This window comes from Shewanella sp. YQ_9, from assembly GCF_043103185.1.
GTDB lineage: Bacteria > Pseudomonadota > Gammaproteobacteria > Enterobacterales > Shewanellaceae > Shewanella > Shewanella algae.
The window spans coordinates 46,309-71,918 of record NZ_JBICJO010000027.1 but is presented as its reverse complement, the minus strand read 5'-3'; the positions used below and the strand labels follow the sequence as shown (position 1 = coordinate 71,918).

The window sequence follows — 25,610 nt, the reverse complement described above, 5'->3', positions numbered from 1 at the left end:
ACCTGTTATAAAATGACTCGAGTGAAGGCGTCCCCTATGAGAGTCACACTCTTGTGTCAATGGCTTAGCCTGCATATTTGTGACAAAACGTCAGGCGATGCAATGATACTTGAGCTACGTCAAAAAAGATACCAATCTGCCGGACACATTGTTGATCCAGATCAAACTTGACCATAGAATGTTAACACCTTGCAGCATAAGGTGAAATTTTATGCATAGTGCGACTCTCCCCAAGCTATTTGGCGCCGTTTTCAGCCTACTTTTGCTCCTGGGTTGTGACCAAGCTCAAACTCCCCGGACGACCCAAACTGGCGCAGATCTCGATTTATGTGATTTTTCCGTTACCGATTGTGTTAAAAAATTGGGTGAGCAGCAGATCTCCCTGATGCTAAACCCAAGCTTTGCCCCCAGCGAAAAGCCTATTCACTGGCAGCTTGGCTTTAATCGCCCGGTATCCAATCTCAAACTTCGTGTCGAGGGCCGGGATATGTTTATGGGAGTCATTCCTATGACGCCGTCTGCCACCGAAGGGGAAGCATTCGAGGGCCAACTGATTTTCGGCTCTTGCAGCAGTGGTTATATGGTATGGCGGGTGTTTGTCAGTTGGCAGCAGGGCACAGAGCAGTACTCAACTTGGTTCGACTTTCTCGCCGACAGCCATAAGCAGAAACAGCCATAAGTTGGAATCGGACATTTTGCCTGAAAACCACTGCAAGACTAAAAATCTCGTATACAACGGGCCTGCTCAAATGGCTCGCATCTCAATTTTCGCTATGCAGAACCACTCCCCGGTGTGCAAACAGCTTAAGGCTCGGCGTCATCGCGCCAATTGTTTTTTATTTTGATAAAGATATCTATGTTATCAATAAACAGCCTTAGAAAGTCCGGGTCAAAATGGCTGCCACTGCAGGACTGCATCTCGCTCAGTACCTCATCGAGCGGCCAGGCCGGCTTATAGCAGCGGGCGTGTGACAGGGCATCGAACACATCGGCAATGGCAACGATTCTGGCGAAGGGATGTATCTCTTTACCTGAGAGGCCTCTGGGATAGCCACTGCCATCATACTTCTCATGGTGTTGCAGGGCGATTGTGCCGGCGGCCTTTAAAATGGGCCGCTCTGAATTAGCCAGGATCTGATGGCCGATTATCGGGTGTTGCCGCATCACATCCCACTCAATATCGTCCAGTTTCCCCGGTTTGAGCAGCACATTGTCGGGAATGGCTATTTTCCCTATGTCATGCATGGGCGCAGCGCGCTTGAGCAGATCGGCCTGCGTTTCCGGCAGGCCGGCAAGCAGCGCCAGTTCATGGCAATACTCAGCCATACGCTTAACATGATTGGCCGCTTCCTTGGAGCGGCTCTCCACCACATCACCGAGACGTAAAATAAGCTCCGACTGAGTATCTTCCACTTCCTGATTCAGCAGCAGGTTTTCGAACGCCACCCCGACATTGATGGCAAAAATGTCGATAAGCTGTTTATCCAGATCGGTCAACTGGCTGACCGAATCCATATAAAGCAGGTTGACCCAGTTATTTTGGGCCGGAAAGTAGCCCACAAAGCAATCATCCCGATAAAGACAACGCTGCTCTTTCAAGGCTTCTTCCATCAGCGACTGAATATGAGAAGGCAAGGGCTTCTCATGGTGGTTGGTAAACTCACCAGTGGCGGCCAATATCTGAATTTTGTTGCCGTTACCCGGCTCTGTTACCGCATCCATGGCATTACAGCCGAGTATGGTGGTGGCGTCTTTGAGCTCAAGCAAGTTGGCCACCTGAGTCAGCAAACCATCAGCAAATTTGTGCAGGGTACGCAATTCAAACAGGCCGGAAGTGGCCTCCAAAACCCGCTCCAGCCCCTGGCGATGGTTGAGCTGCATCTGCCGCGCCTGCTCAATTTCGGTAATGTCCCTGAAAGAGCGCAGGGCAGAGTAGACACTGGTTGTCAGCTTACGGGAGTCCAGCTCGGCCTTGGCTTTATAGTCATTGATGTCATAGTTAACGATCACATCCTCTTCCGGCGCCTGCCCGGGTTGGCCGGTACGCAGAATCAGCCTGATGGCTTTATTTTGTTGGTTTTCACGGATCCACCGCACCAACTCAAGCCCGGCATGATCGCTTTCCATCACCACATCAATAAAGGCGACGGCGACATCTTCTTCACCTTGCAGTAGCTCTTTGGCCTGTTCGCCGCTATAAGCATTGATAAAGCTCAATCCGCGGCCGTCGAGTTTGAAGCGGGAGAGGGCAAGTTTAGTGACTGTATGTACATCAGGCTCATCATCCACCACCAGAACTTTCCAGGGGGGCAGGGTATCTGTCGTTGTTGAAGCTTTCTTTGAGCCAAATAGCGGGCCTTTCTTGGCCATGTCGATCAGCATCTGTCGGACTCCAATCAATTGAATAGTTTTGATTTACCTTTCAAAAGTGTAGTCCAAGCATCGAGAAGGGCTAGCAATAGCTCACAAATTTGACAACGGCCGGTATAGGGGGATTTTCAGCAGCGCCAGGATCTACTATATTGAGAACCATTCTCATTAAGTGGGTGGCAGAATGGAAACCAAAAGCAAAACAATATCGTATAAAACCGATCAGGAAGTTTGCATGGCGATACCCGTCGGCAAACTGGCTGAGTTGATCCACAAGGGCGAATTATGTGCGGCGGATTTTCGTTGTCTCGACAGCCAATCCAAAAAGCAGGTTTGGCAATTGTGCCTTTGGTGCTGTAAGCAAAGAGTCCATTGCGATCGTCAGTGCAGCCAATGTGAGACTGGGATTAGTGCCGATAAATAACATTATCGGCATCAGTCAAAAAGGAGTAAAATCTATAGTAATCATTGCTATAGAATAGGTTTTACCTTGGAAGACTATCAAGCGTTATCTGCCATGCCGCTGTTTGACAGCGCAGACTTGCTTTTGCAGGGTAACCCTGTGGTCAACAGCTATATTACCCAATTAAGCTTGGGTAAAGTGGCCGATGCCGGCCTCTTGCTTGAGCATGCAACAGACTGGCTTTACGAACAAAGAGACAGTGAAAACAACTACAAGGCGTACCGCAGCGAGTTGACAACCTTTTTTCACTGGTGTTTCGATGTCGCAGGCATATCCGCCGCCAATGTGGGCCGACGGGAAATGGGACGTTACGTGGCTTATTGCCAGGCACCGCCGACTGACTTGGTCGGTTATTTCAACGTTCCGCAATTCAAGACGGATAAGTTCAATCAGAGTCGGGAACCCAATCCCAACTGGCGGCCGTTTATTGGTCGCAAGGCGCTCGGCAAACCCTTGCCATACAGTCTGAGCGATAATGCCTTAAAGACAAAAATAGCCATACTTTCATCATTTTATACTTATCTTATGAGCGAAGAGTATTGTGAGCGCAACCCGGCGCAGCTCTGGCTCAATCACAGTCGCTTTGCCAATAAGAGTAAGTTCAGGTTGGATCCGGCCGAAGAGCAACTCAAGGTGTTCAGTGAGCTGCAATGGTCTTATCTTGTGGCTTGTGTACAGCGCCTGGCTGAAGCCGAGCCGGCACAACATCAACGCAGTTTGTTCTTGATTAACCTGATGTACGGCTGTTATCTGCGGATCTCGGAAATTGCCGCTCGTGCCGGTTATGCGCCAACCATGAGTCAATTCAAGCGCCATAATCACAGCGGCATCTGGTATTTTCATATTCCCAGGAGTAAAGGCGGCAAGGCCAGAAACGTGGCGGTATCCAAAGCGTTGCTGCAATCACTGCAAAGTTACCGGCGCCATTTGGGATTGAGTGACTATCCACAATCCAATGAAACCGCGCCGCTGTTTATACGGCATCGCGCCGCCGGCCGAGGTCGGGAAAGTGGCGTGCTCAATGCCAACCTCGGCATACGTCAACTGCGGGATGAAATTCAGTTTCTGATAAACTGCGCTGCCGATGATGCCGAGAAAGATGGCTTTATCCAGGAAGCCAATGAAATGCGACAGCTTACTGCGCACAGTATTCGCCATACAGGTATCACTCATGACATCAATCTCAATGGTCGGCCTTTATCCCATGTGCAGGCGGACGCCGGTCATGAAAGCATAGACACCACGTCGCAGTATCTGCACACCAGCCAGGAAGAAAGGCACCAGAGTGCATCCGCCAAACCATTGGATAGACTGCAAGGAATTGAGAGTTAATCCAAGAAAACTATTGCTAGAGGTTTAAGGTGAATCACGGAGGAAGTTGATTACCGGTAATAACTCTCTAGATTTCAAATAGCTGCACATATAAATGCGCACAATGTGATCCAAGTTATGTATAAGTGCTTTCCGGGGTAGTATGCATAGCATCCCGGAACGTGCCCGGCAGGGGGCGACTTTTGCATAACTGGTATTGTGCGCAATTGAATTATGTTTACAAAAATATCCTGCTTTCTTTTGAAATTTGTTTACATTAATCAAATTTAGGCTATAATGAATACAGTAAACAGAAATCAAAGGCGTGAGAAATGAAACAGTCACAATTGAACTTTAAAGAAAACACTAAGAACTGCGTTTGGTGTACGTTTGATGATATGTTTGATTTTTACTGGGAGGCTCGTTCTGGGCAGATTCTAATTACTCCTGAACGTCACGGTAAGGTTTATGTCTCTGATAACGCAACTGCCTCACAGGTACGTAAAGAGATCACTTCTTGGTTAAAGGCTTATTTCAATGTCTGAATCTAAATCTACACGTGGTGGTGCTCGGAAGGGTGCCGGCCGTCCCAGGTCTGAACAGACTAAAATGGTTCGGGTTCCTCTGGGTTGTCTTGATGATGTTCGTGCTCTTATTGATCGTTATCGCTCTGTTTCTGTTGAATCTGATGGTCAAACAGATTGGGTTGGCCGGACAACGAAACAATAACTCGTTATTCTAAGGTGTTGTTTTTTATTGTATTTTTTTGATTATTTCTCAGTGTGTAGTAAAATGGCTAAGTGTTAGCAGATATAAGGTTAAAACTTTATGCCAGTGTTAAAGAAAATTCCTACCGATTTAGAGATATTAAATACGATTTACCGTTTATATTATTCTGATTTTGTTGCTTTTGATGATGATGATGATGAACGGACTCGAGATTCTAAGGTCTATGTTCCGATTGACTGCGTGAGGATTGCCAATGAGCTTAAAGTAGATAGAGATATTGTCTTTGGTCGTTTGTATTCCCATTTGAATAATCTTTACAGTTACGAACAGGGCAATATCAAGTTGTTTACTTCTGTCCATGGCGAAAATTTACGATGTATACATTTTCCTCTTATGAGCTCTGTTTTAGCTAGTTTGCGTCAGGAGAGGGGTAAGTTTTTGATTAGCACATTGATTGCTTCCCTTGCATTGATTATCTCTTTAATTTCATTGGTTTTTTCAATTAGCAAGTGAGCTTGATTGTGGCATTAAATCTGGGGTTATTAGGGGCCAATGGCCCCTGATGCCAGACATGAAAAGGGGCGCTTTTAGCCCCGTTTTCGTTCCTGCCAGACATCTTTTCTGATTTGCAGCTACTCAGTGCTTTGATGGTCGGAGACAAAAGGTCGTTTCAGCTCGTAGAGTCCACATACTTTAACAGTGGACTCTACTCCCATTTTGGGAGTTTTCACCCCCTTTTCTTTTCTGCGAATTTTTTATAATCGTCTTCCTTAACATGTTCTAATCCCTTTAAAATCAATATCCTAAGAACTTCTGTTTCTTTTATGCTTGCTTGTGCTGCGATTACTGCTCTAACTGTCTCTTTTTCTACTTTTCGCCACGTTTGATCATCTATGTGTTTCGATGGCATGTCTTTTGTGCTCCCACTTTGATTCTGAGGTTCTGATATTATAAGAAGTATTGACAATTAGATTCTAATAATCTAAGTTTATCTCACTTTCTGGTTTTCTAAGATTCTGAGAAATGATTGACCTGCTAAGGATTGCAATACCTTTTTCTGAGTCATTCGTGGCAGGGGATACCTCTGCTGAGAAGCCTTCTGGCCTTGTTGACTTGAAAGAGTGTTCTCTCCGTGGTGCTCGTCTTGAGTCTGGTGATGTGATTTTTAACGATGGTCAATTTGATGTTGATCAGTTGCGTCACCCTTATGAAAGCCTTCCTTCTTCTTGGTCTACCCTCAGTTTTAAGATTCATGCAGGTGGTTCTACCTATTGGCCTTTTGTTGAGTTAAAAGCCAGTCCTGCTAAGTTGCTTCAAGGTCATAACGTTTTTGGCTCTGATAATATTCGTCTTTGCGTTGAAGCTTTGATAACTACTTTTAACATGGGTATGCCTCGTCTTGCTGAAATGTTGGATTATTATTCAGCCGAGATAAAACAAATTGATGTTACTTTCACTTCTCATTTAGAAAGTGAATCTATGGCTAGAAATACTATTGATGCTCTTAGAAACCTTTCTTCTGGGCAAACTCGTTCTAGCAAATCCTCTCATGATACAACTGTATATTGGGGGACAAAAAATTCTAACGGGGGCAGGGCGGCTTCTCGTCATAAACAATTAAAAGCTTATTTAAAACATTTTGAGTTAGAAAAATCTATTAGAGATGCCAAGAGTAATTACGAAAAAACAAAAAAGGAAGTCTTTCAGCGGCAATTATCAGCTATGACAGACCCCGAAGTTATTGCCTTTTCTAAAAATTCATTGCGCTTTGAAGCTTCTGTTATGCCTAGGATGTTGAAGCGTTTGGGTTTTCCTTTGAGGGTAGGGGATTTCGTTGAACACTGTGAAGTAATGTCTAAAAGGCACTGTCCTATTCAATATTTATGGAATCTTTCTTGGCAGGATATATTTCAGACTTTTGAGGGCAAAGATGTGAATATATATAATGATGATGAAGTTAGAGAGCTTCTCCGAGCAGAGTTTCACACTGTCGGCAAATCTGGAAAGGTTTCTTTTTCAAAGGCTGATAGGCTTTTTAGGTTTATTCGCTCATTAAAGAGTGAGGGTTGGGAAGAGGTTAAGGAAACCACTTCTGAATCTACTTTTTATAGAAACATTCAAGAAATAACTTCTGTTATTCCAAAATCTTTTTTAATGAATTTGCAAGCTAACGCGGCTAGTAATGTTGTCCCGTTAGTTCGCTTTATTAATGTTGACTTTTCAAGACAGCATCCAAAAAACTGGCAAGAGCCAAAACCTTTATATATGCAACTCAGAGAAGGCTTACGTGCAGTAAGCTAAGGATTAATTATGGAAATGGTAAAAATCGAACTTCAAGCGCCAGAGTGTAATGTGCAGTCCAGGACTTTTCCTGCTAAGGATGATAAGCCAGCTGTTACTCGTCATTTTCAAATCGGTTGGATGTGGAACGGGAGTCGTTTCCCTGTTCAAGTTCAAATTCCTTTGGAGGATGGTCAGCCTCCTTATGCTCCCGGTGATTATTCTATTCATGTTAGCAATTTCAGGGCTAACCGTTTTCAAAAAATTGAGTTAGATCCTTTTAAGTTGATTCTTGTTCCTTATGCCGACAAGCAGTCGAAACAGTGATTTTAGGTGCCATTATGTCTATCTGTGTAAAAACAATTAATGAAACTCTTGTTGTATCTGAGGCTGTTCCTTGTGATGGCACTTTGTTGATTGAACAAGCAGATATTCATAGTGGCTTTGGTATCGCCGAGTATAGTTTATTAGTTAGTTCAATTATTGCCTGTTATTGTCTAGCTTTTATATTCCGGCAATCTAGAAAGCAAATGGGCATTTATTAGAGGTGTTTTATGGTTAAATCCTTTTCTTTTATCAAGAAGGCTGGTTCTGCCGTTGCTCTTTCTGTTGTAGGCGGTGCAGCTATGGCTGAGGGTGTTAATGCTGGGACTCAGGCGGCTTCTGCGGCTGCTGAGCTTACTACTAATGGTTTGGCTGCCATTGGTGCTGTAGGTGTGGCCATGCTTACTTTGGCTGGTGCTGCTGTTGTCTATAAATGGGCTAAGGCTGCATTTTTCAGTTAATTCTGTCGGGAGGGATTTCCCTCCCTTTTTTAGGTTTCTGTTATGCTGATTTCGGTAGATGATTTGGTATGGATAATTGTATTGTTGGTTGTTGCGGACTGCATAAGGCGGGTCTTGTTTTAGCTTTTTTATTTTTTTCTTTTCCTGCCTTTTCTTATACCCCCCCTAAGCCTCCCGGTGAGAAGATTTGCTTTACTACTCAAGGCCCTAATGCTGAGGCCGAAATGACCGCGGCCACTCGCTCCCAGTGTTCTCCTGATAAGTTTAGTTGGCGTCCAATGGGTGATGTTAATACCTGTTTTACTGGCGATCCTAATAATATCAGCTGTTATTACTGTATGACTTATCTTGCAACTGACGTTAACCAGTGCCAAGACAGCGGCGGTGATACTGGTGGCGGTGACGGTGACGGTGATGGTGATGGTGGTGATACTGGCGGCGGTGATGGTGGTGATACTGGCGGTGGTGATACTGGTGGCGAAGTTCGCCCCGGCAGGGTTAACAATCCTGATTATTTTACTGATGCAAAAGGTGATGAACGCAGTAATCAATCTTTAATTACTCAGATTCAGTATTCTGGTGAAGCTACAAATAAAAACTTAGATCGCATTAAGAATACTCTTTATGAGATACATACAGAAAATATTAATGCTAATACATCTAGCGAACGTTCTAATACTCTTTTGAGTCAGGTTGCTTACAGTCTTCTTGAAAACAATCAGAGTTTAAAGGCAGCTTATGAACGTCAGGCACAAGAAATATCAGCGTCTCTTGGTATTAAAGATTTGCTTAAGGATATTAAAGAGCATGATATTCAGAAAGGGCAAAATGACAACTCTTATCTCTGGTCGATTTCTGATGATGTTCACAAGTCTTTCGAATCTTTAACTCAGATAAAGGATAACTTGGGCAATAGGGGGATTATTGACCGCCGTTTGGCTGTAATTTCTGGCGACATAGCTCAATCATTTTTTGCTATGAATGATATGAAACAGCTTTTATCTAATATAAATGAATCTATTAAGAGTCTTAAGTCCGGCGGTGGTGACGGTGACGGTGATGGTGGTGATACTGGCGGCGGTGATGGTGGCGGTGACGGCAAGGGTGATAAAAATGATGTTTATGCTGTTGCTTGTGAGAAGTTCTCTTGTACTAAGGATTCTTCTGTTGAGTGCTATATAGCCAGAAATGAATGGTATAAACGCTGTCGCGCTCAGCAAGCTTATAGTTTTGATGGTGAGTTAGGCGCTTTAAGAAGTTCTATAGAAACGTTTGCAAGTTCTGGTGATAGTGATGTTTCTAAGATTAATAAGGGAACAATAGATGTCATGGGCAAAATGGATAAATATCAGAATGGTAATGGTTTTACTACTGGTGCCAGCGCTTCCTGTCCTGCTCCCTATGTTAAAGAAACTCCAATAGGCACTATCAGGGTTGAATTTGATGCTCTATGTGAGATTGGCTTTTTAATTAGGTTTTTTGTTATTGCTTTTGCAAGCATTCATTCTGTTATGTTGATTGTTAGGAACGTTTAAGGGGTTGTGATGGAATACATTCTAATTCTTTTAAATGCTATATTCCCATATCTGGCTAGTTTTTTAGGCGCTATGGTTGCAAGAATAGCTCTTTCTATAGGGTTTGGCACTGTAGGTTATTCAGTCAGTGATTACTTTTTTGATTCTATTATTAATAAACTTAATGACTCTGTTGGTTCGATGCCTTCAACTATTGTTAGTTTTTTAGAGATAATAGGGATTCCTACGGCGATTAATATTTATCTTGGTGCTGGCTCTGCTTTGTTGGTTCTTAAGGGGCTTAGTTCTTCAGGAGAAATTAGAAAGGTTGTTTGGGGTTCTCCGAGGGCTACTTCATGATTTATTTGAGAACAGGGATGCCCGGAGCATCTAAAACTCTTAATAGTTTATCTGATTTAATTAACTCCAATGATGGTTCTAGGAAAATCTATTATACAAATATCAGGCTTTTCATGCTTGATTTTGAGGTTTGCAATACTTTTTCCGGTTGGTTTTATGGTCTTTACTTCCCACAGCTAAAGGACAAGGCACAGAAAAAGAAGCTTATCAAGGTGATGAAGCGTGTTCATGCCGATGATGAGTTTTGCGAGTTGAAGGATTTACCTTGGCTTGAAAGTCTTTATGAGGCCAGCAATCCTTTGGATGTTTGGCTTCATTGGGCAAGGAAGCTTTACAGCAAGTCGCAGCTGCGCGACTTGGAAAATTATATTGAAAACTTCCCTGGCACTGATGTTAGCTTTGAACATCTTGAACGGTTTAATCTTCATTTCACCCGGTTTGATAATGCCCGGGAATGGTACAAGCTCCCGAAAGGGAGCATCATTCTCATAGATGAATGTCAGCAGTTTTTTCCTCCTAGGGCTGTTGGTGCTAAGGTTCCTGAGCATATCTCAGAGTTTGAAACACATAGACATAAAGGTTTTGATGTTCATCTAGTGACCCAGAACGCCAAGCTGATGGATGTGAACATCCGGCGGCTCACTGGCCGTCATATTCATTACTTCAATCCGTTTGGCGGTGAGCGGGTTACTCGCTATCAGGCTCCCAAGTGCCTCGATACCGACAACTATTTTGATCTTAAAGAGTCGGAGAAAAACTTTTCTAAGCGACCATCTAAGCTGTATGGCTGTTATTATTCGGCTGAAATACATACCCATAAGTTTAAGGTTCCTAAGTTTGCGTATTATGGCTTGTTTCTAATTATTGCCATGATTTGTAGTGTTTATGGGATGGTTTGGGTTTTTGATAACATGAACCCAGACTCTAAGAAGACTGTTGAAGTTGAGAAAAAGGAAACAGTTCCTGACCGTGTATCATATCAAGATAAGGTGATTCAGCCTGTTTTGGATGCTGAAAAGGCTTCTATGGTTAAGTATGTTTCTAGTCTTGTGGATGGTGTATTTATAGATGGTTATGTTATTGAAGCTTTGGGCAGTTATCGCAATATTCATTATTCATTCGGTAAAAAGTCTACAGGTGAAGCTTTTGACCCGTTATCAGTTGGTTTTACAGTGATACCGATTAAGCCTTGTTTTGCTCGTTTTCAGCTTTATGATTTTACAACTTTTGTTACCTGTGACCCGTTTTATAAGGCTCCGGCTATCAAAGATAAAGATGAGTCATCATCTGGTGATGATTCTAATTTTTCTTAGTTGCCTGCCCCGTTGGGAAAAGGGAGAGGAGGGGGGAGGCAAGCGAAGCGCCCCCCTCAGCTCCCGCACTTACTTGTGGAGATACTCATGACTCTTTGGCTTGCTTTGTTGGTTACTGTTGCATTTAACCTTTTTTCTTTTCTTTTTGCTAAATGGCTTGTATCTCGTAACTGGTAGATATTCTTTCTGCATCCCTCAGTGCCGATAAGTGACGATATCGGCAATTACTGCGCACAACTCTCCAGATTTCAAATAGCCGCACATACAAATGCGCACAATGTATATTATGTTAAATTGATTGTACGGGTAACTTATTACACACACTACATATCCTCTTTAAGCTTCTTTATAACTTATTTACGGGCTGCAAAAACTTTAAGTCGTAAGTTATGTTCTGACGTTCGACATCAGCAGCCTTTTCTCGACAAAGAAATCCATTAGTGCTCTCACCTTGCTCGGCATATGCTCACGAGACGGAACGTATAAATAAACGCCGGGAAAAGACTGACACCATTCCTGTAGAACACGTTGCAACTTGCCTTCTTGCAAATACGGACGCACGACAATTTCAAAATGCTGGATTATACCGACCCCCTGGAGTGCCGCACGCACCATGCTGTCATCATCGTTGGTGATAAAGCTCCCTTGAGGTTCCAGCGCAAATTCTTGCCCCGCGATCTCTGGTGGCGCAAACTCCCAGCTGAAAATGGTCCCACTGCTGGTTTGCCGGAAACGCAGACAGTTGTGCTTCGCCAACTCGGCAGGCGTTTCCGGTATGCCATGTTTCTCGAAATAAGCCGGTGTCGCCACCACTGCCATTTCCATTGGTGGCGTGATGGGTACCGCGGTCACGTGTTCGGCCAAGCTCTGGCCCAGCCGAATACCTGCATCGCAGCCGTCAGCGATGATGTTGGCTAGGCCATCATCCATGATTAGCTCCAGCTGCAACTTGGGATGACGCTCCAGGAATTCGCCCACGTGAGGCTCGATTAGGGTCTTGGCCGCAAAACGGGATGTGTTTACACGTAAAAGTCCTGAGGGTTCAGAGCGGGTCTCTCCTACCGTTTTTACCACATCGTCAATCGATTGCAGCGCCCCTTGCAAGACTTCAAACAGCCGCCTACCATCTTCCGTCAGCGACATGTCCCGCGTAGTGCGATACAGCAGTTTGACGTTCAATTTTTGTTCCAATGTTTTGAGGTTTTGCGATAATGCAGCCCGGGAAACCCCCATTTCAGCGGCCGCCTTGGTGAAACTGAGATGATGGGCAATATGGGTGAACCATGCCAGTGACGGCAGCAACGAAGGATCCATCGGCACTCCTATTGTAAACCAGTACTTACTACTGTGATCCTAATTTATGTCTTTTTCAATGACAATCTTGGTTCTATAGTTTTATCTCCAACTGAGCACTCCAACCGTGAAAAATGGAAGATGACAATGAACACAGTTATGATCAAGACCCAGTACTGGGACATCGCAGCCAACATCTATTTCCCTCCTGGATTTGATGACAATAAGCAGTACCCTGCCATTATCAGCGCCCATCCTATCGGGAGCTGCAAGGAGCAGACTGCAGGCAACGTTTATGGAGAAGCCCTCTCAAAAGAAGGATTTGTTGTCATTGCCTTCGACCGCAGTACGCAGGGACAGAGCGGCGGTGAGCCCCGCTATACCGAAGATCCTTCGATGGCTGTAGAGGACTTCAGCCGCGTAACTGACTATCTAGTGACTCTGCCTTACGTAGATGCAGATCGTATCGGGGTACTGGGTATCTGCGGCGCTGGCGGTTATGCCATCAATGCGACCATGATCGAGCGCCGTATTAAGGCTCTGGTCAGCATTACCGGAGTCAATTATGGTCGCCTGTGCCGTGAAGGCTTCAGCGGTTTCGACCCTATCGGCCAGATGGAAGCCGTGGCTGCGCAACGCACCGCCGAAGCCAAGGGGGAAGCCCTCCAGGTCGACCTCTTCGTCCCCCCTTCCCTGGAAGTCGCAGCCGAAGCAGGTATGACTGATGTCGATGTGCTCGGTGCCACTGACTATTACCGTAATCGCTGTGTCAACGACAATGCAGGTACCCGCGCACTATTCTCCCGTCGTGCTGCCTCCGCAGCCTGGGATGCCTTCCATCTGGCCGAGACCCTGCTGACTACGCCGATGATGGTGGTGGTCGGCGATATACCTGGTGGCTTTGGTGCCTATCGCGATGGTCTGGAGATTTACGCGCGTGCAGCTTCGAAGGTGAAGGAACTGGTAGTCGTAGAGGGCTATTCACACTACGACCTATATGACCAACCAGAGCCGGTTGGCCAGGCACTTGGCAAGTTGATCCCCTTCTTTAAAACCAATCTCTAACGACTGAACACTTCAAGGACGGTTACAACTGGTTTGGCCGTCATCCACATGAGGTTTTGAGTTTCTTGAACAGGTATATGGGCTAATCATCAAAGCATCATACCCCCGTACTTTTAAAATACGCCCGCTGCCCTCGGGGTTTAAGCAGACGTCGTATACATATTTTTCAGTAGGTTAAGGAGTTCTCCCCATGACCAAAGTATTAATCCTGGGTGCCAATGGTCAAATTGCCCGTTGGGTGGTGCAGATGCTGGCAGACCGCAAGGATATCGACCAAACACTGTTGGTTCGAGATCCCAATAAGCTATCTAGCCAAGAGCCTAAGAATGCTCAGATTGTTATTGGCGATGTACTGGACAGTCATTTTCTTCAACACATCATGGTTGGACAGGATGTTGTATATGCCAACCTGGCCGGAGATGTCGATGTTCAAGCTGAGCATATCGTCACAGCTATGGCGGCTACCGGAGTCAAACGTCTGATATTCGTCAATTCGCTGGGGATCTATGACGAGGTACCCGGGAAATTTGGAGAGTGGAATAATGCCGAGATCGGTAGCTATCTGAACCCATACCGCAGGGCGGCAGACATTATCGAAGCAGCCAATGTCGATCACACAATATTGCGGGCGGCCTGGCTGACGGACAAGGACGAAGTGAACTATGAAACGACTGAGCGACATGAACCTTTCAAGGGGACTGAAGTGTCACGCAAGAGTGTGGCCGGATTGATCGTAGAAATCATCAGCTCACCTGCGCTGTACAGTAAAGCCAACATCGGCGTAAACAAACCAAATACGGATGGTGACAAACCCGCTTTTGCATAAAGCGGCATACCTTACTAATTGAGAATATGCGAGATGACTGAGAAATATTTAGACGCCTGCCTCCAGCCACTTACCTTTACCAATGGCATTACTCTGCGTAATCGCATCGTGATGGCGCCCATGACTACCTGGTCAGCTAACCCCGATGGTACAGTTTCTGATCAGGAACTCGCCTACTACCGTCATCGAACCAATGGCGTAGGCATGGTCATCACTGGGTGTACACATGTCATGGCAAACGGCATAGGCTTTACCGATGAGTTTGCAGCACATGATGATAGCTTCATCCCGAGTTTGCGAAGCTTGGCTCAAGCCGCTAAGAGCGGTGGTGCGCCAGCCATACTTCAAATCTTTCATGCGGGTAATAAGGCCATACCCGGCCTGGTACCCGATGGCAAAATCGTCAGCGCCAGCGCCCTGAAGACCCCTGGCGGTTCTTTCAACAAGGGGGAAGTCGTGAGCCAGGCCTTGACTCAGGAAGAAATTCTACAAGTGATCCATGCCTTTGGGGAGACCACTCGGCGTGCCATTGAAGCAGGATTTGATGGTGTCGAGCTGCATGGCGCGCATGGTTTTTTAATCCAGAACTTCTTTTCTCCCCTGTACAATCAGCGCACAGATGATTGGGGCGGTTCTTTGGAAAATCGCATGCGTTTCCCTCTAGCTTTGGTAGCGGAAGTTCGCAGGGTAATAGACACCCATGCCAAGCAACCTTTCCTGCTCGGCTATCGTATTTCCCCTGAAGAGTCCGTCGAAGCCGGGCTTAGAATAGCTGACTCTCTGATGCTCATTGACCACTTGATTGACCACGAAGTCGACTATATTCATGCATCATTGATGGATATCCTCAACTCAAGACCTATCGATGCCATAACCGATCAGTTAACGGCTGAAGTGATCACCCGGCATGTCGCCGACCGCGTCCCGGTTATCGCGGCAGGTAAAGTCCGCGTCCCTTCGGAGGCCGAGGAAGCCTTGTCTCTTGGTCTCTCACTTGTCGCTGTAGGCAAAGGTTTGGTCATGAACCCCCAGTGGGTTGAACTGGCTCAACATCAACGGGTCAGCGAGATAGATACTGAGTTGTCGAGCAGCAAAGTCTCAGAGATCGTGATCCCTGACAAATTATGGGGAGTAATCGACGCCTCCAGAGGAAATGGCTGGTTTCCATTGCGCGAAGAAGACAGCGTCAGTACAACTTAACGAAAGAGCGGCTCGGCCGATCCTCTCAATTTTACCGAAAGTAAGGGGTTATTGTGCCCCTTCCGTCTAGAGATATATGCTGTTTTACTTCCTTTCCGGGATCACACTTGGATTACATCCCCGGTCTCATTTCCTCAGATTTATGTGAAGTAACACATAAAATCCTCATAGGTTTGGATAGAGTTAATCATTGATATCAGTAACTTGTATTTAAGTTGGTCCTAATTGTAAATAGGAATAAATATCATTTAATAGATTTAATACTTGTGCTATGTTGCGATTCTTTATCAAACCAATTCTTCGGACATCGCAACTCATGTGGTACCTCCTGTTGATCCTGACGATGACCCTGGGCTCACTGCTTATCTATTTAGGCAGTAAACACCAGGCATTGCTTGCCAAACCTTTGCCCTGGCAGGCCAAACTGCTGGGCACTTTATTACTGCTGCTGGCTCTGCTCGGCTGGGGTTTACTGTTGACGGCCTCGGCCGCGTTGTTTTTTTGGCTCATGCTGCTTTCCATGCTGCTGGGCTCCCTGCCCTTTATTTCCCTGCTCAAGGGAGACAACAGATGACAACCATTAAGAAAGATAAAATCCGCCCTGACTGGCTGGGGAAAACCCTTGCCGGCGCCTTGCTGGGCTTTGCCCTGGCAGTCGCACTCAGTGGCATCTTTGCCTGGGTGGGGCCTGGTGGCATAGATGCCAAAGATAAGGTGCAATTCAATATGTGGCTGATAGCGCCACTCTGGCTTTCATTCTTCAGTTTCAGCTATTTGTTCTACAGTGCCCGCCGCGCCATTTTCTGGCTAATGGCGGCCAACGTGCTTGCATGGCTGCTGCTATGGTGGGTTAAGTAAATGCAGATCCGCAGCGATATTCTCAGAATTTATCAAACACTTCATACCTGGGTGGGCATACTCGCCGGGATTTTACTGTTTATCGGTTTTTATGCCGGCGCCCTGACCATGTTCAAGGAAGAGATTGCCGCCTGGTCATCACCGCCGCAAACCATTTTGCCACAGGTGAAACTGGAACAGATGGACAAACTACTCAGTGAAGCCAGAGCGCAACACCCTGAGTTAAGTAAGGGCTTCAGCCTTCATCTTGCCAGCGACAAGCATTCGCCTTTGAGTTGGTACGCCTCCGGCAGTGAGCGGCAATGGGGTCTGGGCGATGAGCTTTGGCATGCCAGTTTAAACAATCAAGGTGAGCTCATCTCCCATAAGGAACCCAAGAGCCAACTGGCACGCTTGATAGATGAGCTGCACCGCACCGGCGGTATTCCTGGCGATATGGGACACGAGCAGCTCGGTGCTTATTTTATGGGGGTTGCCGGCATTCTCTATTTTTTGGCGTTGGTTTCCGGGGTGATCTTCCTGCTGCCAACACTGGTGAAAACGCTGTTTGCCTTAAGGCGCAAGAAAGGCCCCAATCGTTTTTGGCTCGACAGCCACAATCTGCTTGGCATCACAGCACTGCCATTTCATATCATTATCAGTTTGACCGTGGTGGTGTTTGTCTTTCACGATCAATTGTACGGCGCCTTGGGGCAGTTTGTTTATGGCGATAAGCCGATGTTCAACCGCGAAGCGCCCAAGGGCGAAGTGCGCTCACTGAGCACCCTGCCCCCGGTAACCGAACTGGTTGCTCGGGCCGAAAGCTTCGCGCCCGGTTATCAGGCACTCAGTTTGACCTATATGGGCATGGATACTCCGGCTCCCATGGTCCGGATGGCCATGTATAACGAAGAAGCGTTGATGCGCGGCCCGATAGGAGACTTCCTTTATATGAACCCCTACACCCTTGAGGTGGGCAACAGCACCTTTACTCCGGGGGAAGAAGGCGTTTGGGGCCGGATGGTTTCGGTATTCTTTGGACTTCACTTTGGCTCCTACGGCGGCTATCCCGGTCGCTGGCTCTATTTTTTCCTCGGGATGAGTGGTGCCATGCTGTTTTACAGCGGTAATCTGCTATGGCTGGAAAAGCGCCGCAGCAAACAGCGCAAGGGGGAGCCCATTCCAGAGCAACCGAGAAGAGTCAGGATCCTTGGAGCCGCTACTGTAGGAATTTGCTTGGGTTCAATGTTAGGCGTTGCGCTGGCCATGTTGCTGGGTAAATGGGGATATGCTCATGTAGAAAATATCAATCATCTGTATCTGTGGAGCTACTACGCCAGTTTCCTTATCGCCCTGGCTTATGCTTTCTGGCGTGGTGCTGCCAGAGCTGCGGTAACACTGCAAGCGCTATCTGCGCTGGTCTGTCTGGCAATGCCGCTGACATCCATCCTGGCGTTGCTGGCACCCGGTCTTGGAATTTGGGCACCGGAGACCCCAGGCACCTGGGCGGTGGATCTCACCGCATTCGGTTTTGCCGCCATCTTTGCTTTTGGCGCGCTCAAAACCTTTAAACGAGCGACCCAGAGGCCGGCTGACAGTATCTGGGCCATGCCGCAAAAACAGCCTATTGCTGCGCTGCAAACCAGCGTTCAGTCTTAAGCTGTTAGTTTGAATCATTCCACAAAGCCCCGTTCGCGGGGCTTTGCTTTGCAAGTCATGCCATCGAGCTCACAAGTTGCACAACAGAATCGCCATTGCCCGGCGCCATTATTGCTTAATCTGCCAACGGCTTTTATAGTAGCCGCTGATTTTTATGGAAGAAAACCAAGGAGCTGGAATGTCCACCAATACGTTGTCTCTCCATCAGATCTGGTGGCTTACACTCACCTCGCCACAGATCAGTTTCCAAACCCAGGCCAGAGGTTATCTTAACCCTACTTCCCTGCATGCCGGGCTCGAAGAACCCAATACACTGGAAGAAGACTGGGGTATTACCGATAGATTATCCCTTCATCAGCAGATTGCCAGTCTAGTTAACGACGGCACCCACGGTCATTATCTGGCCAGTGATTATAGTCAATATGCCTGTGGTACCAGCTTGAACTGGCGATATCTTATTGATTTCGAACAATCCCCGCGTAGGCAGGCCGAAATGCGCTATGTCGCCGCGACTTATTCCATCCTCGGCCTCGGCGGCACCCGTGCCTATGATTTCGGGCGCGCCTCTTATCTCACCCGGGAAGGATTGCGCTTGGGTTGGGTCAGCCAGGAAGAGTTCGATTTTCTCCACAGCTTTATCGCAGCCAAAAGCCGCTATTTTTACCGCTCTTGGGAGCAATATACCCAAGCTTGGTTTGCCGGGCGTGCGATATGGATGTTTTTAATCAATGAGCCGGACACAGAAGAGGCCGCAGAGGCATTACTCAATGGCTGGATAGCCAGACGACAACGGATAGACTATCGCCGCGCTATCAGTGACAAGGATAACCCCATTCATCAATGCGACTGGGACATGGAATTGCCGCAACTTAGCGCCCCGCAAAGCCTGCTCGATCTTCTCAACCAAACACAGGATTAGTCGCCATGGATATCTGGCAAATACTCGGTATCACCGCCACCCAAGATGAAGCAGCCATCAAGCAGGCTTACCGCACCCAGCTCCGCGACTGTCACCCGGAGGATAACCCGGAAGGCTTCAGAGCACTGCGCAGCGCCTACGAGCAAGCCTTGGCTGCGGCCCGCCCGGCAACCCAGGCCAAACCACTGGAGCTGAAAACGCCCTCGCCCGCAGCGGCCAAGGCACAACCATTGCCGCAACAGGAGTCTAAGCCGCAAGATTACAGTTACCGGGCCCAGCCGCCGGAAACCCAGCAAACAGCTGCCAAAGCCCAGGTTGAAACCCCGGAGAGTCTGTTCCAGCAGCTGATGAGCATGTTGGGCAATGAGCGCCTGCGCTTTGACAATGAACACTGGTATCAGTGGGCCGAGCGTGTCGGCCAAAGCTCTCTTTCCTGCCAAGCCCAGCTGTCGCAGTGGGTTCAGGCGGAGATACTCAATTGGCGCTGGCTGCCAGGACAAATTATCAGTCATTTGTGGCATGCACTGGAGTGGAGCTCACTTGAGCGGGGCGATAAGGCGCAGCAACAAAGAGCGGCTTTTTTCGATTGGTGGATTTCGCGGCCGAGCCCTGCGCCGCTGGACTGGTTGGCGACGCAGGATAATGCGACTCAAATCGCCATCCAAAGCTACTACCAACCATTGCAAAATGCACTGCTTGACTGTGATTTCCCACAGATCCGCATGTTGTTCTTTAGCGGTCATGTCTGCGGCGTGCTGCACCCTGCGCTTGCGATTGTCCAACTCAGGGTTATCAGGGCGTTAAACCTGAATTGGCCCGTGGAACAGTTGCTTGAGTTATGTGACTTTGTGTTGCAGCAAGGCGAACTCTGGGGCGAAGATTTGGTGCTGCTGGCCGAGATCAGCCGCCGCTGCGGTAAGGAATCCTTAGCACTCAAACTCGCCGATGAGCTCAAGCAAGCCGAGCTGCCTCAGCTATTGGCCGAACATCTGGAAAAATGGTATCTGCCGAGCACGCCGCGTTTGGCACTTTGGTTTAAGGCATTGGCCTGTCAGCAAGGCGGGAACTGGCGAATATCGGCCGCCTTTGAAGAGTGCTGGTTTGATGAACCCCAAGAGGCGGATTTCATCGAGCAACTGCTGTACAAGACGGTATTCAACGAAGGCGCTATGCCCCACACCATATTGCCGCTGAAGTCCTTGCCCGGTTATGAAGGCGCGTTGGCGAGATTGTTCTGGGCATGTCAGCTGGGCAGTTGGCAACAGATTGAACAGTTCGCTCAATTGCCGGCTTGCGATCGCGTTGAAGCCGGTTGGCATTATCTCGGCGAGTTACTTTGCGGCATTGCGACAGAGATCCTCGCCAATAGACCCAAGCATGCCGTGTTTGAAGCACTGGCGGCAGGTTATGGCCAGCCCAACTGGTTTACTATGCCTGCGCCCGATGTCCAGGCCTTCAGCCAACCCACGCCCGAGGAGTGGCTGCAAGTTGGCCAGCGCCATCCCCTGCTGCCGGATAGCTGGCAGCGGGCCTTGTGTCAAAGAGCCGAAGCCGAAGAATGGCTGTCACAGCTGACGGAAGATCCCAGCCTGTTTGGCATGCTGATCTGGCAACGTGAGGGGGTACGTCAGCCATTGCTGTCGGCATTTGAGCATTCATCGGACGCTGAAAACGGCGAGCAAGCCGCCAAGGAGCAAAGTTCCCAAGCGGATATCGCCCTGGAGTGGGCAGAGTTCTACTATTCATTGCCATGGAGCAAAATCAGCCATCGCTTGGCGATGCGTCAGGCACTTTCACTGACGCAGTTGCCGCAGCCAATCAAGGACACTCCCTTTGCCTTGGCTTGGCAGATGTGTGCGGATCCGCAAAGCATCTCGCCGCTGATTGCCGAAGCCGTCATGCGTTGGCCCAAGCAGTTTGTGTTTTGCATAGAGCTGCGCAACCAGGTTGAGCGCTTGGCGCAATCAAGCTTAAGCGATGAAGAGCTCTGGCAACAGATTGATGCCGAGCAACTGACGGCACTGGGTGCCTTGATCAATCGGAGGGTTGAAACCACTGACGATATACACAATACCCTGATACTCTGGGCGGCACTGAGATATCACCCCAACGCCACTAATAGCTGGCGCTATGTCACCACGCCACAACTGGAGAAGCTTCAAGGGCAGCTGAAAGAGCAAAATATCAATTTCGAAGAGTATTACTACGACGACAATACCCTGACCTATGGTCTGCTGAATGATGATTGGGAACGGGGCATTCATCCGGAAGCCATTGATGCCTGTGCGGCGAAAAAAGAAGCCAAAGACTATGTCTATCCGGCCTGTTACTGCATAGCCTTGCTGGCCAATGACATCTCACGTTCAGGGTTTAATGGCACCTTGGTAGAGGACTTTCACAAGTCGCAACCCAAACTTGCCGGTGACAGACAAAACACCGCCAAGCTATTGTGCCAACTGCTGGAAGATAAGCTCAACCAGGTCATCAGTGACGACCGAGAGAAAGCGCCGCAACGCTTTAATCTGCACAGCGGCAAGCGCCTTTTTGTCTGGGCACTGCTGGTGGCACTGCACGGCTTTTTCGTATTCCCCATCTATCCCGACAGCGCAGCTTCACTGCTCGACCCCATGTCCATAGTGCAGCAACTCGAGGCTCATAAAGGAAAACTCTTGGTGTTCCTGGCCTTTAACCTGTTTATGGTATTCAGGATCTGCAGTACCCGCCAGACATCTAAAGGCGCCCGCAACTATGGGGTGTGGAGCTGCTTTGCCATAGGGTTGGCCTTGGTGGGTAACAGCTTCTGGTGGGCGCTGCCACTGCTTCTTGGCCACCTGCTGGCTGCCGCAGGCACACAAGCCGCGTCTTCAATGCGTCACGGCTGGCCGAAAAGTTTTAAAGAACCCAGAAGAATTACCCTGGAGGAAATTGTTTATTGATCCCAGTGCGCCAGTGCATTTTGAATTGCCTGGCGCACATCACGAATATAGTGTTCATCCTGGGAGGCCAGAGCCTGTTCAAAACTCAACAACCAGTGTTCTATCTGACGCCGCTCGCCTCCCAGGCATTCCTCATACATGCGATGTAACTTTTCCGTCAGGTTGAGGTTGGGTAATTGCTCGCGGGGATGCACTTTCAATCTGGCAAGCCTTTGCCTGCTGGCTTGTCTATCGTCTTCAGATACCCCGGTCGGGCTGCGATCTATCACTTTCTGGTGTACCTCTCCTGTGCTGGTGATGGTGACATCCACTTCAAGCATACCGTTGATATCGTAGCTGAATCTGACATCCACCGACTGCAACCCTTGTCCGGTTGGAATATCGATATCGAGATCGTCAATGTGCAGGTTATTGGCAACCCAAAGGCTCTCTCCCTGATAGATGGCGATACACACCTGGCTCTGCTCTTCATGACCGGCGTAATAGCGTTGCTCCAGCGATACCGGCACCACAGTGTTGCGTTCTATGATGGGACTGAACACCCCGGACTGGCCATTGCTCTCTACCCGGATCCCCAGACTGAAGGGACAAACATCGGTGAGGATCAGCTCCTCTACCGCTTCATCGCGCAAACGACAGGCGGCCTGAATGGCTGCGCCCATGGCCACCACCCGGTCGGGATCCAGCTCCTGGCGGCCAAAGCGGCCCAGTAACCTGGTAGCGACCTGCTTTACATGATGCTGACGGCTGGCACCACCCACCAGAATGAGTTCATCTATCTCTTCGGGTTGTAATCTGGCGTCGGCAAGTGCCTGGCTCAGCGGTTTTCGCAGCCGGTTCAGCGTCTGTTGCCAGATCTTTTCCAGCTCATGGCCGTCGAACTCGAGGTTGATATCCTGCTCGCCACTCAAACAGACCCGGGCTCCCTGGCCATTACTGTGACGCTTGGCATTTTCACAAGCGTAATAGAGCTGACTGAGGTACTTGAGAGATTGGCTTTCACGCTCCAGCTGCAGCTTTTGCAACACGCCATCGAGCAGATCTTGAGTGAAGTCTTCACCACCGAGACGGTTATCACCGGCCGAAGCGCGAACTTCTATTATGCCATCCTGGAACTCGACAATGGTGACATCGAAGGTACCACCACCTATATCAAACACCAGGAAACGTCGGCTATGGGACTCGTGTAAGCTGTAAGCCATGGCGGCGGCTGTGGGTTCATTGATAAGGCGTACCGCTTCCAGCTCGGCCAGCTCCGCAGCCGTATGCACTTGTTTGCGCTGCTGATCATTGAAGTAAGCCGGCACAGAAATCACCACTTGCTTAATGGCGTGCCCAAGATAGGCTTCAGCATCGGCCTTGAGGGTACTGAGTATGATGGCGCAAAGCTCAGTGGGGCTGAACTCCTGACCTCCGAGGCGATAGCGTTTCTCACTGCCCAAAAAACGTTTGAATATGGCGGCAGTATTGCGTGGATGAGTCATTAAACGTTCGGCGGCCGGACGACCAACCAATAGGTGCATATCCTCATCGATACTGACGACCGACGGGGTTAAATCCTCTCCCAAGGCATTGGGGATCATCTGCACCTTACCGTCGAGCCAAAGCGCAATGGCGCTGTTGGTGGTGCCCAAATCTATGCCGATTGCGGGTACTTCAGGCTTATCCATCACCTAACTCCTTCCTTTTCCTGCTTATCCATCTTCGCCGGGGAATTTCCAGCGCCCACACTATGCCTAAAGTTCGACAAAGCAACAAGTTAAATACCGAAAAACCAACAAAGACGAAGGATTATTGATCCACCTGTCCCGGGTGCAGACAACCAGGGAAATACCAATAGAGTTCTTTGGGGGAAAACCAAGATATAAGGCTGATAACTGCGATAATTCTAACGGTCTTCTGAATACGACCAACTTGAATAGATATGGAGAGCAGACATGAAAAAGCCCGCCAGTTTACAAAACCTGTTCTCTTTGGATATGGCAAAGGAGCAGGGTTCTGCATCCTGCATGACGGCGCGATAAACCCACCATTCTCTAACCGCCTATACCTGGCTAATCGCTATCATCAAAATAAGATACGAAAAAGCCCACCTGTTTGCACAAGCGGGCTTCCCTGAATATGGCGGAGGAGCAGAGATTTGAGCCCTTCATGACGGCGCTATAAACCCGCCATTCTCTAACCGCCTATACCTGACTAATAGCAATCATCAAAACTGAGATACGAAAAAGCCCGCCTGTTTTCACAAGCGGGCTTCTCTGAATATGGCGGAGGAGCAGGGATTTGAACCCTGGATGGGCTATAAACCCATGCCGGTTTTCAAGACCGGTGCATTCAACCACTCTGCCACCCCTCCGAACGCTGCAAATACTATAGCGAGGATATGAGACTGTAAAGCAGAAAATGTCACGGCCTTATCTATTTGCTCAATCTGCACTCAGTCTTTGGGCGTTTCCTCTGCATGCAGCGCCAAACGCGCGGGATCCGGCTTGGTAAAACCTGCCCCCACCTGCGACCAGCCGGCAAACTGACGCAGTTTATAGCCAGCAAATACCAGCGCACTACAACCCAGGATCCCCCAGGCAATAGCAGTTTCCCCGGCCGTGGCCCACACAGCAACCAGGCTTGATGCTCCGAATGCCAAGGTGATCTGTAAAAAGTTTTGCAGCCCGGCCGCTTTGGAGGCGCATTGACTGAAATGCTGCAGTGCGCTGTTAACCACTATCGGATAAATGGCACCATTGGCCGCGGCCAGCACAGAAAATGCAATAAGCAATGGATAGATGGTTTGCGCCTTGAATACCAAAGTCGCCAAAGCAATCGCCAACACACACAAACCAAACAGCGCCAGCAACAGCTTAAGCGTCATCTCGCTGCCTACTCTGCGGATAAGCAGCTTACTGGCATAGCCACCGACAATAAACATGATGGTTTGCGGAATAAAACTTAAACCTATGGCGTCTGCTTCATAACCGTGCTGTTCCATCACTATCGGCCAGAGTGTCAGATAGGCAAAGAAAGCCCCTGAGCAAGCACCATAGATGAGCACATTGCCCAAATAACCTGTGTTGTTGAAAAAAGCCTTGTAGGCCACTTTTTCTTCAGCTTTGGAAGCGCCTTCATTTGCCGGCTTCACCAACACCATAGTCAGCGCCATCAATGCCGTTGCCGTCGCCGCCAAAATGAAAAAAATCGCTTCCCAGCCCAGATGCCCAAGCACCTTGGCGCCGAGAATAGGCGCCAAGGCCGGTGACAAGGCCACCAAGGGCATGATGTTGGAGAAGATGCGCTGTGAATCTTTGGCATCATACTGCTCTACCACCAAAGCCTGCCAAATAACGGCAGCACTGCAAACGCCAATCGCCTGAAAGAAACGGGCACAATTGAGCATGATGATATTGTCACTGAAACCTATACTGACTGTCGCCAGGGCAAACAGCGCCAAGCCACCTAACAGTGAATTGCGTTTACCGAAACGCTGCACCAAAGGGCCGTAAAGCAGTTGCCCCAAGGCCAATCCGGCCAGGAAAGAGGTCAAGGACATGGCCACCTGAGATGAGCTGGCACCAAGCGAGCTTTCAATTGCTTTGAATGCTGGGAGATACATGTCGGTCGCGATGAAAGCCAACATGCTCAGGAGCGCGAGATAGCATAAAAACATGAAATATTTAAGAGTCATATACAACCTGATTACAACTTAAGACAAAAGTAATATGAATGCCGGAGCAGTCTAAAGCCTTGCTCAATCGA

General features: G+C 48.3%; 24 protein-coding genes and 1 tRNA gene. 19 read left to right on the top strand and 6 right to left on the bottom strand.

Annotated elements, in window-relative coordinates:
- Positions 1-211: 211 nt before the first annotated feature.
- Complete coding sequence (locus ACF8D4_RS08650; RefSeq protein ID WP_342179421.1) at positions 212-679, top strand: hypothetical protein; 468 nt, start codon at positions 212-214, stop codon at positions 677-679.
- Between the two features lie 125 nt (positions 680-804).
- On the opposite strand, the gene ACF8D4_RS08645 is transcribed toward ACF8D4_RS08650, so the two are convergent.
- On the bottom strand, positions 805-2,382 hold the full coding sequence (locus ACF8D4_RS08645) for a DUF3369 domain-containing protein (RefSeq protein WP_107352115.1): 1,578 nt from the start codon (positions 2,380-2,382) through the stop codon (positions 805-807).
- A gap of 505 nt (positions 2,383-2,887) precedes the next feature.
- Here ACF8D4_RS08645 and ACF8D4_RS08640 point away from each other — a divergent pair.
- The 3 genes from ACF8D4_RS08640 to ACF8D4_RS08630 all read left to right on the top strand — a co-directional run bounded on the left by ACF8D4_RS08640 (position 2,888) and on the right by ACF8D4_RS08630 (position 5,386).
- A complete protein-coding gene (locus ACF8D4_RS08640) occupies positions 2,888-4,165 on the top strand; it encodes a site-specific integrase (RefSeq protein ID WP_304715145.1) in 1,278 nt (425 codons plus the stop codon).
- Between the two features lie 311 nt (positions 4,166-4,476).
- Complete coding sequence (locus tag ACF8D4_RS08635) at positions 4,477-4,689, top strand: hypothetical protein (protein WP_392468605.1); 213 nt, start codon at positions 4,477-4,479, stop codon at positions 4,687-4,689.
- Positions 4,690-4,972: 283 nt separating this feature from the next.
- On the top strand, positions 4,973-5,386 hold the full coding sequence (locus ACF8D4_RS08630) for a hypothetical protein (RefSeq protein WP_392468602.1): 414 nt from the start codon (positions 4,973-4,975) through the stop codon (positions 5,384-5,386).
- A 214-nt stretch (positions 5,387-5,600) separates the two neighbouring features.
- Here ACF8D4_RS08630 and ACF8D4_RS08625 read toward each other — a convergent pair whose 3' ends face one another.
- Positions 5,601-5,783, bottom strand: coding sequence for a hypothetical protein (locus ACF8D4_RS08625; protein WP_345854864.1), 183 nt, complete (start codon positions 5,781-5,783; stop codon positions 5,601-5,603).
- 113 nt (positions 5,784-5,896) lie between these two features.
- Between ACF8D4_RS08625 and ACF8D4_RS08620 the strand changes: the two genes are divergently transcribed.
- The 7 genes from ACF8D4_RS08620 (at position 5,897) to ACF8D4_RS08590 (ending at position 11,125) form a co-directional block, all read left to right on the top strand.
- Positions 5,897-7,174, top strand: coding sequence for a phage/plasmid replication protein, II/X family (locus ACF8D4_RS08620; protein ID WP_345888759.1), 1,278 nt, complete (start codon positions 5,897-5,899; stop codon positions 7,172-7,174).
- A 9-nt stretch (positions 7,175-7,183) separates the two neighbouring features.
- Positions 7,184-7,480: a single-stranded DNA-binding protein gene (locus ACF8D4_RS08615; RefSeq protein ID WP_392468600.1), complete on the top strand. Its 297-nt coding sequence runs from the start codon at positions 7,184-7,186 to the stop codon at positions 7,478-7,480.
- Between the two features lie 14 nt (positions 7,481-7,494).
- Positions 7,495-7,698 (top strand): hypothetical protein, encoded by a 204-nt coding sequence (locus tag ACF8D4_RS08610; protein ID WP_345854868.1) that lies wholly within the window; start codon positions 7,495-7,497, stop codon positions 7,696-7,698.
- Between the two features lie 9 nt (positions 7,699-7,707).
- Complete coding sequence (locus ACF8D4_RS08605; protein ID WP_345854869.1) at positions 7,708-7,938, top strand: hypothetical protein; 231 nt, start codon at positions 7,708-7,710, stop codon at positions 7,936-7,938.
- Positions 7,939-8,006: 68 nt separating this feature from the next.
- Entirely contained in the window at positions 8,007-9,473 is a 1,467-nt protein-coding gene (locus tag ACF8D4_RS08600; RefSeq protein WP_392468596.1) for a virulence factor TspB C-terminal domain-related protein, read from the top strand.
- Positions 9,474-9,482: 9 nt separating this feature from the next.
- On the top strand, positions 9,483-9,812 hold the full coding sequence (locus tag ACF8D4_RS08595) for a DUF2523 family protein (protein ID WP_345854872.1): 330 nt from the start codon (positions 9,483-9,485) through the stop codon (positions 9,810-9,812).
- Entirely contained in the window at positions 9,809-11,125 is a 1,317-nt protein-coding gene (locus tag ACF8D4_RS08590) for a zonular occludens toxin domain-containing protein (RefSeq protein ID WP_345854874.1), read from the top strand. The genes ACF8D4_RS08595 and ACF8D4_RS08590 overlap by 4 nt, the downstream gene beginning before the upstream one ends.
- 387 nt (positions 11,126-11,512) lie before the next feature.
- Here ACF8D4_RS08590 and ACF8D4_RS08585 read toward each other — a convergent pair whose 3' ends face one another.
- Positions 11,513-12,439, bottom strand: a complete 927-nt coding sequence (locus ACF8D4_RS08585; RefSeq protein WP_181317028.1) for a LysR family transcriptional regulator — start codon at positions 12,437-12,439, stop codon at positions 11,513-11,515.
- A gap of 126 nt (positions 12,440-12,565) precedes the next feature.
- Between ACF8D4_RS08585 and ACF8D4_RS08580 the strand changes: the two genes are divergently transcribed.
- The 8 genes from ACF8D4_RS08580 (at position 12,566) to ACF8D4_RS08545 (ending at position 21,860) form a co-directional block, all read left to right on the top strand.
- Positions 12,566-13,483 (top strand): alpha/beta hydrolase, encoded by a 918-nt coding sequence (locus tag ACF8D4_RS08580; RefSeq protein WP_234504527.1) that lies wholly within the window; start codon positions 12,566-12,568, stop codon positions 13,481-13,483.
- Between the two features lie 190 nt (positions 13,484-13,673).
- On the top strand, positions 13,674-14,309 hold the full coding sequence (locus ACF8D4_RS08575; RefSeq protein WP_101058786.1) for an SDR family oxidoreductase: 636 nt from the start codon (positions 13,674-13,676) through the stop codon (positions 14,307-14,309).
- Between the two features lie 33 nt (positions 14,310-14,342).
- Positions 14,343-15,509, top strand: a complete 1,167-nt coding sequence (locus tag ACF8D4_RS08570; RefSeq protein ID WP_101058787.1) for an NADH-dependent flavin oxidoreductase — start codon at positions 14,343-14,345, stop codon at positions 15,507-15,509.
- 316 nt (positions 15,510-15,825) lie between these two features.
- Positions 15,826-16,083, top strand: a complete 258-nt coding sequence (locus ACF8D4_RS08565) for a hypothetical protein (protein WP_044735810.1) — start codon at positions 15,826-15,828, stop codon at positions 16,081-16,083.
- A complete protein-coding gene (locus ACF8D4_RS08560) occupies positions 16,080-16,367 on the top strand; it encodes a hypothetical protein (protein WP_028779881.1) in 288 nt (95 codons plus the stop codon). The genes ACF8D4_RS08565 and ACF8D4_RS08560 overlap by 4 nt, the downstream gene beginning before the upstream one ends.
- Entirely contained in the window at positions 16,368-18,005 is a 1,638-nt protein-coding gene (locus ACF8D4_RS08555; protein ID WP_304715010.1) for a PepSY domain-containing protein, read from the top strand.
- 178 nt (positions 18,006-18,183) lie between these two features.
- The gene (locus ACF8D4_RS08550; RefSeq protein WP_044734477.1) at positions 18,184-18,924 is read left to right on the top strand and encodes a DUF1266 domain-containing protein; all 741 of its coding nucleotides are present in this window, start codon (positions 18,184-18,186) and stop codon (positions 18,922-18,924) included.
- Between the two features lie 5 nt (positions 18,925-18,929).
- Positions 18,930-21,860: a J domain-containing protein gene (locus tag ACF8D4_RS08545; protein WP_304715009.1), complete on the top strand. Its 2,931-nt coding sequence runs from the start codon at positions 18,930-18,932 to the stop codon at positions 21,858-21,860.
- Here the strand turns inward: ACF8D4_RS08545 and ACF8D4_RS08540 are convergent.
- The 3 genes from ACF8D4_RS08540 to punC form a co-directional block, all read right to left on the bottom strand.
- Positions 21,854-23,530, bottom strand: coding sequence for an Hsp70 family protein (locus ACF8D4_RS08540; RefSeq protein ID WP_208162233.1), 1,677 nt, complete (start codon positions 23,528-23,530; stop codon positions 21,854-21,856). The genes ACF8D4_RS08545 and ACF8D4_RS08540 overlap by 7 nt on opposite strands.
- A 595-nt stretch (positions 23,531-24,125) precedes the next feature.
- Positions 24,126-24,216, bottom strand: a tRNA-Ser gene (locus ACF8D4_RS08535).
- Between the two features lie 81 nt (positions 24,217-24,297).
- Positions 24,298-25,539, bottom strand: coding sequence for a purine nucleoside transporter PunC (gene punC / locus ACF8D4_RS08530; RefSeq protein ID WP_261752506.1), 1,242 nt, complete (start codon positions 25,537-25,539; stop codon positions 24,298-24,300).
- Positions 25,540-25,610: the final 71 nt, after the last annotated feature.

Excerpts from the sequence above, each read along its gene's own strand:
- ACF8D4_RS08650 (WP_342179421.1), top strand. The coding sequence starts at position 212 with ATGCATAGTGCGACTCTCCCCAAGCTATTTGGCGCCGTTTTCAGCCTA.
- ACF8D4_RS08645 (WP_107352115.1), bottom strand. The coding sequence starts at position 2,382 with ATGCTGATCGACATGGCCAAGAAAGGCCCGCTATTTGGCTCAAAGAAA.
- ACF8D4_RS08640 (WP_304715145.1), top strand. The coding sequence starts at position 2,888 with ATGCCGCTGTTTGACAGCGCAGACTTGCTTTTGCAGGGTAACCCTGTG.
- ACF8D4_RS08635 (WP_392468605.1), top strand. The coding sequence starts at position 4,477 with ATGAAACAGTCACAATTGAACTTTAAAGAAAACACTAAGAACTGCGTT.
- ACF8D4_RS08630 (WP_392468602.1), top strand. The coding sequence starts at position 4,973 with ATGCCAGTGTTAAAGAAAATTCCTACCGATTTAGAGATATTAAATACG.
- ACF8D4_RS08625 (WP_345854864.1), bottom strand. The coding sequence starts at position 5,783 with ATGCCATCGAAACACATAGATGATCAAACGTGGCGAAAAGTAGAAAAA.
- ACF8D4_RS08620 (WP_345888759.1), top strand. The coding sequence starts at position 5,897 with ATGATTGACCTGCTAAGGATTGCAATACCTTTTTCTGAGTCATTCGTG.
- ACF8D4_RS08615 (WP_392468600.1), top strand. The coding sequence starts at position 7,184 with ATGGAAATGGTAAAAATCGAACTTCAAGCGCCAGAGTGTAATGTGCAG.
- ACF8D4_RS08610 (WP_345854868.1), top strand. The coding sequence starts at position 7,495 with ATGTCTATCTGTGTAAAAACAATTAATGAAACTCTTGTTGTATCTGAG.
- ACF8D4_RS08605 (WP_345854869.1), top strand. The coding sequence starts at position 7,708 with ATGGTTAAATCCTTTTCTTTTATCAAGAAGGCTGGTTCTGCCGTTGCT.
- ACF8D4_RS08600 (WP_392468596.1), top strand. The coding sequence starts at position 8,007 with ATGGATAATTGTATTGTTGGTTGTTGCGGACTGCATAAGGCGGGTCTT.
- ACF8D4_RS08595 (WP_345854872.1), top strand. The coding sequence starts at position 9,483 with ATGGAATACATTCTAATTCTTTTAAATGCTATATTCCCATATCTGGCT.
- ACF8D4_RS08590 (WP_345854874.1), top strand. The coding sequence starts at position 9,809 with ATGATTTATTTGAGAACAGGGATGCCCGGAGCATCTAAAACTCTTAAT.
- ACF8D4_RS08585 (WP_181317028.1), bottom strand. The coding sequence starts at position 12,439 with ATGGATCCTTCGTTGCTGCCGTCACTGGCATGGTTCACCCATATTGCC.
- ACF8D4_RS08580 (WP_234504527.1), top strand. The coding sequence starts at position 12,566 with ATGAACACAGTTATGATCAAGACCCAGTACTGGGACATCGCAGCCAAC.
- ACF8D4_RS08575 (WP_101058786.1), top strand. The coding sequence starts at position 13,674 with ATGACCAAAGTATTAATCCTGGGTGCCAATGGTCAAATTGCCCGTTGG.
- ACF8D4_RS08570 (WP_101058787.1), top strand. The coding sequence starts at position 14,343 with ATGACTGAGAAATATTTAGACGCCTGCCTCCAGCCACTTACCTTTACC.
- ACF8D4_RS08565 (WP_044735810.1), top strand. The coding sequence starts at position 15,826 with ATGTGGTACCTCCTGTTGATCCTGACGATGACCCTGGGCTCACTGCTT.
- ACF8D4_RS08560 (WP_028779881.1), top strand. The coding sequence starts at position 16,080 with ATGACAACCATTAAGAAAGATAAAATCCGCCCTGACTGGCTGGGGAAA.
- ACF8D4_RS08555 (WP_304715010.1), top strand. The coding sequence starts at position 16,368 with ATGCAGATCCGCAGCGATATTCTCAGAATTTATCAAACACTTCATACC.
- ACF8D4_RS08550 (WP_044734477.1), top strand. The coding sequence starts at position 18,184 with ATGTCCACCAATACGTTGTCTCTCCATCAGATCTGGTGGCTTACACTC.
- ACF8D4_RS08545 (WP_304715009.1), top strand. The coding sequence starts at position 18,930 with ATGGATATCTGGCAAATACTCGGTATCACCGCCACCCAAGATGAAGCA.
- ACF8D4_RS08540 (WP_208162233.1), bottom strand. The coding sequence starts at position 23,530 with ATGGATAAGCCTGAAGTACCCGCAATCGGCATAGATTTGGGCACCACC.
- punC (WP_261752506.1), bottom strand. The coding sequence starts at position 25,539 with ATGACTCTTAAATATTTCATGTTTTTATGCTATCTCGCGCTCCTGAGC.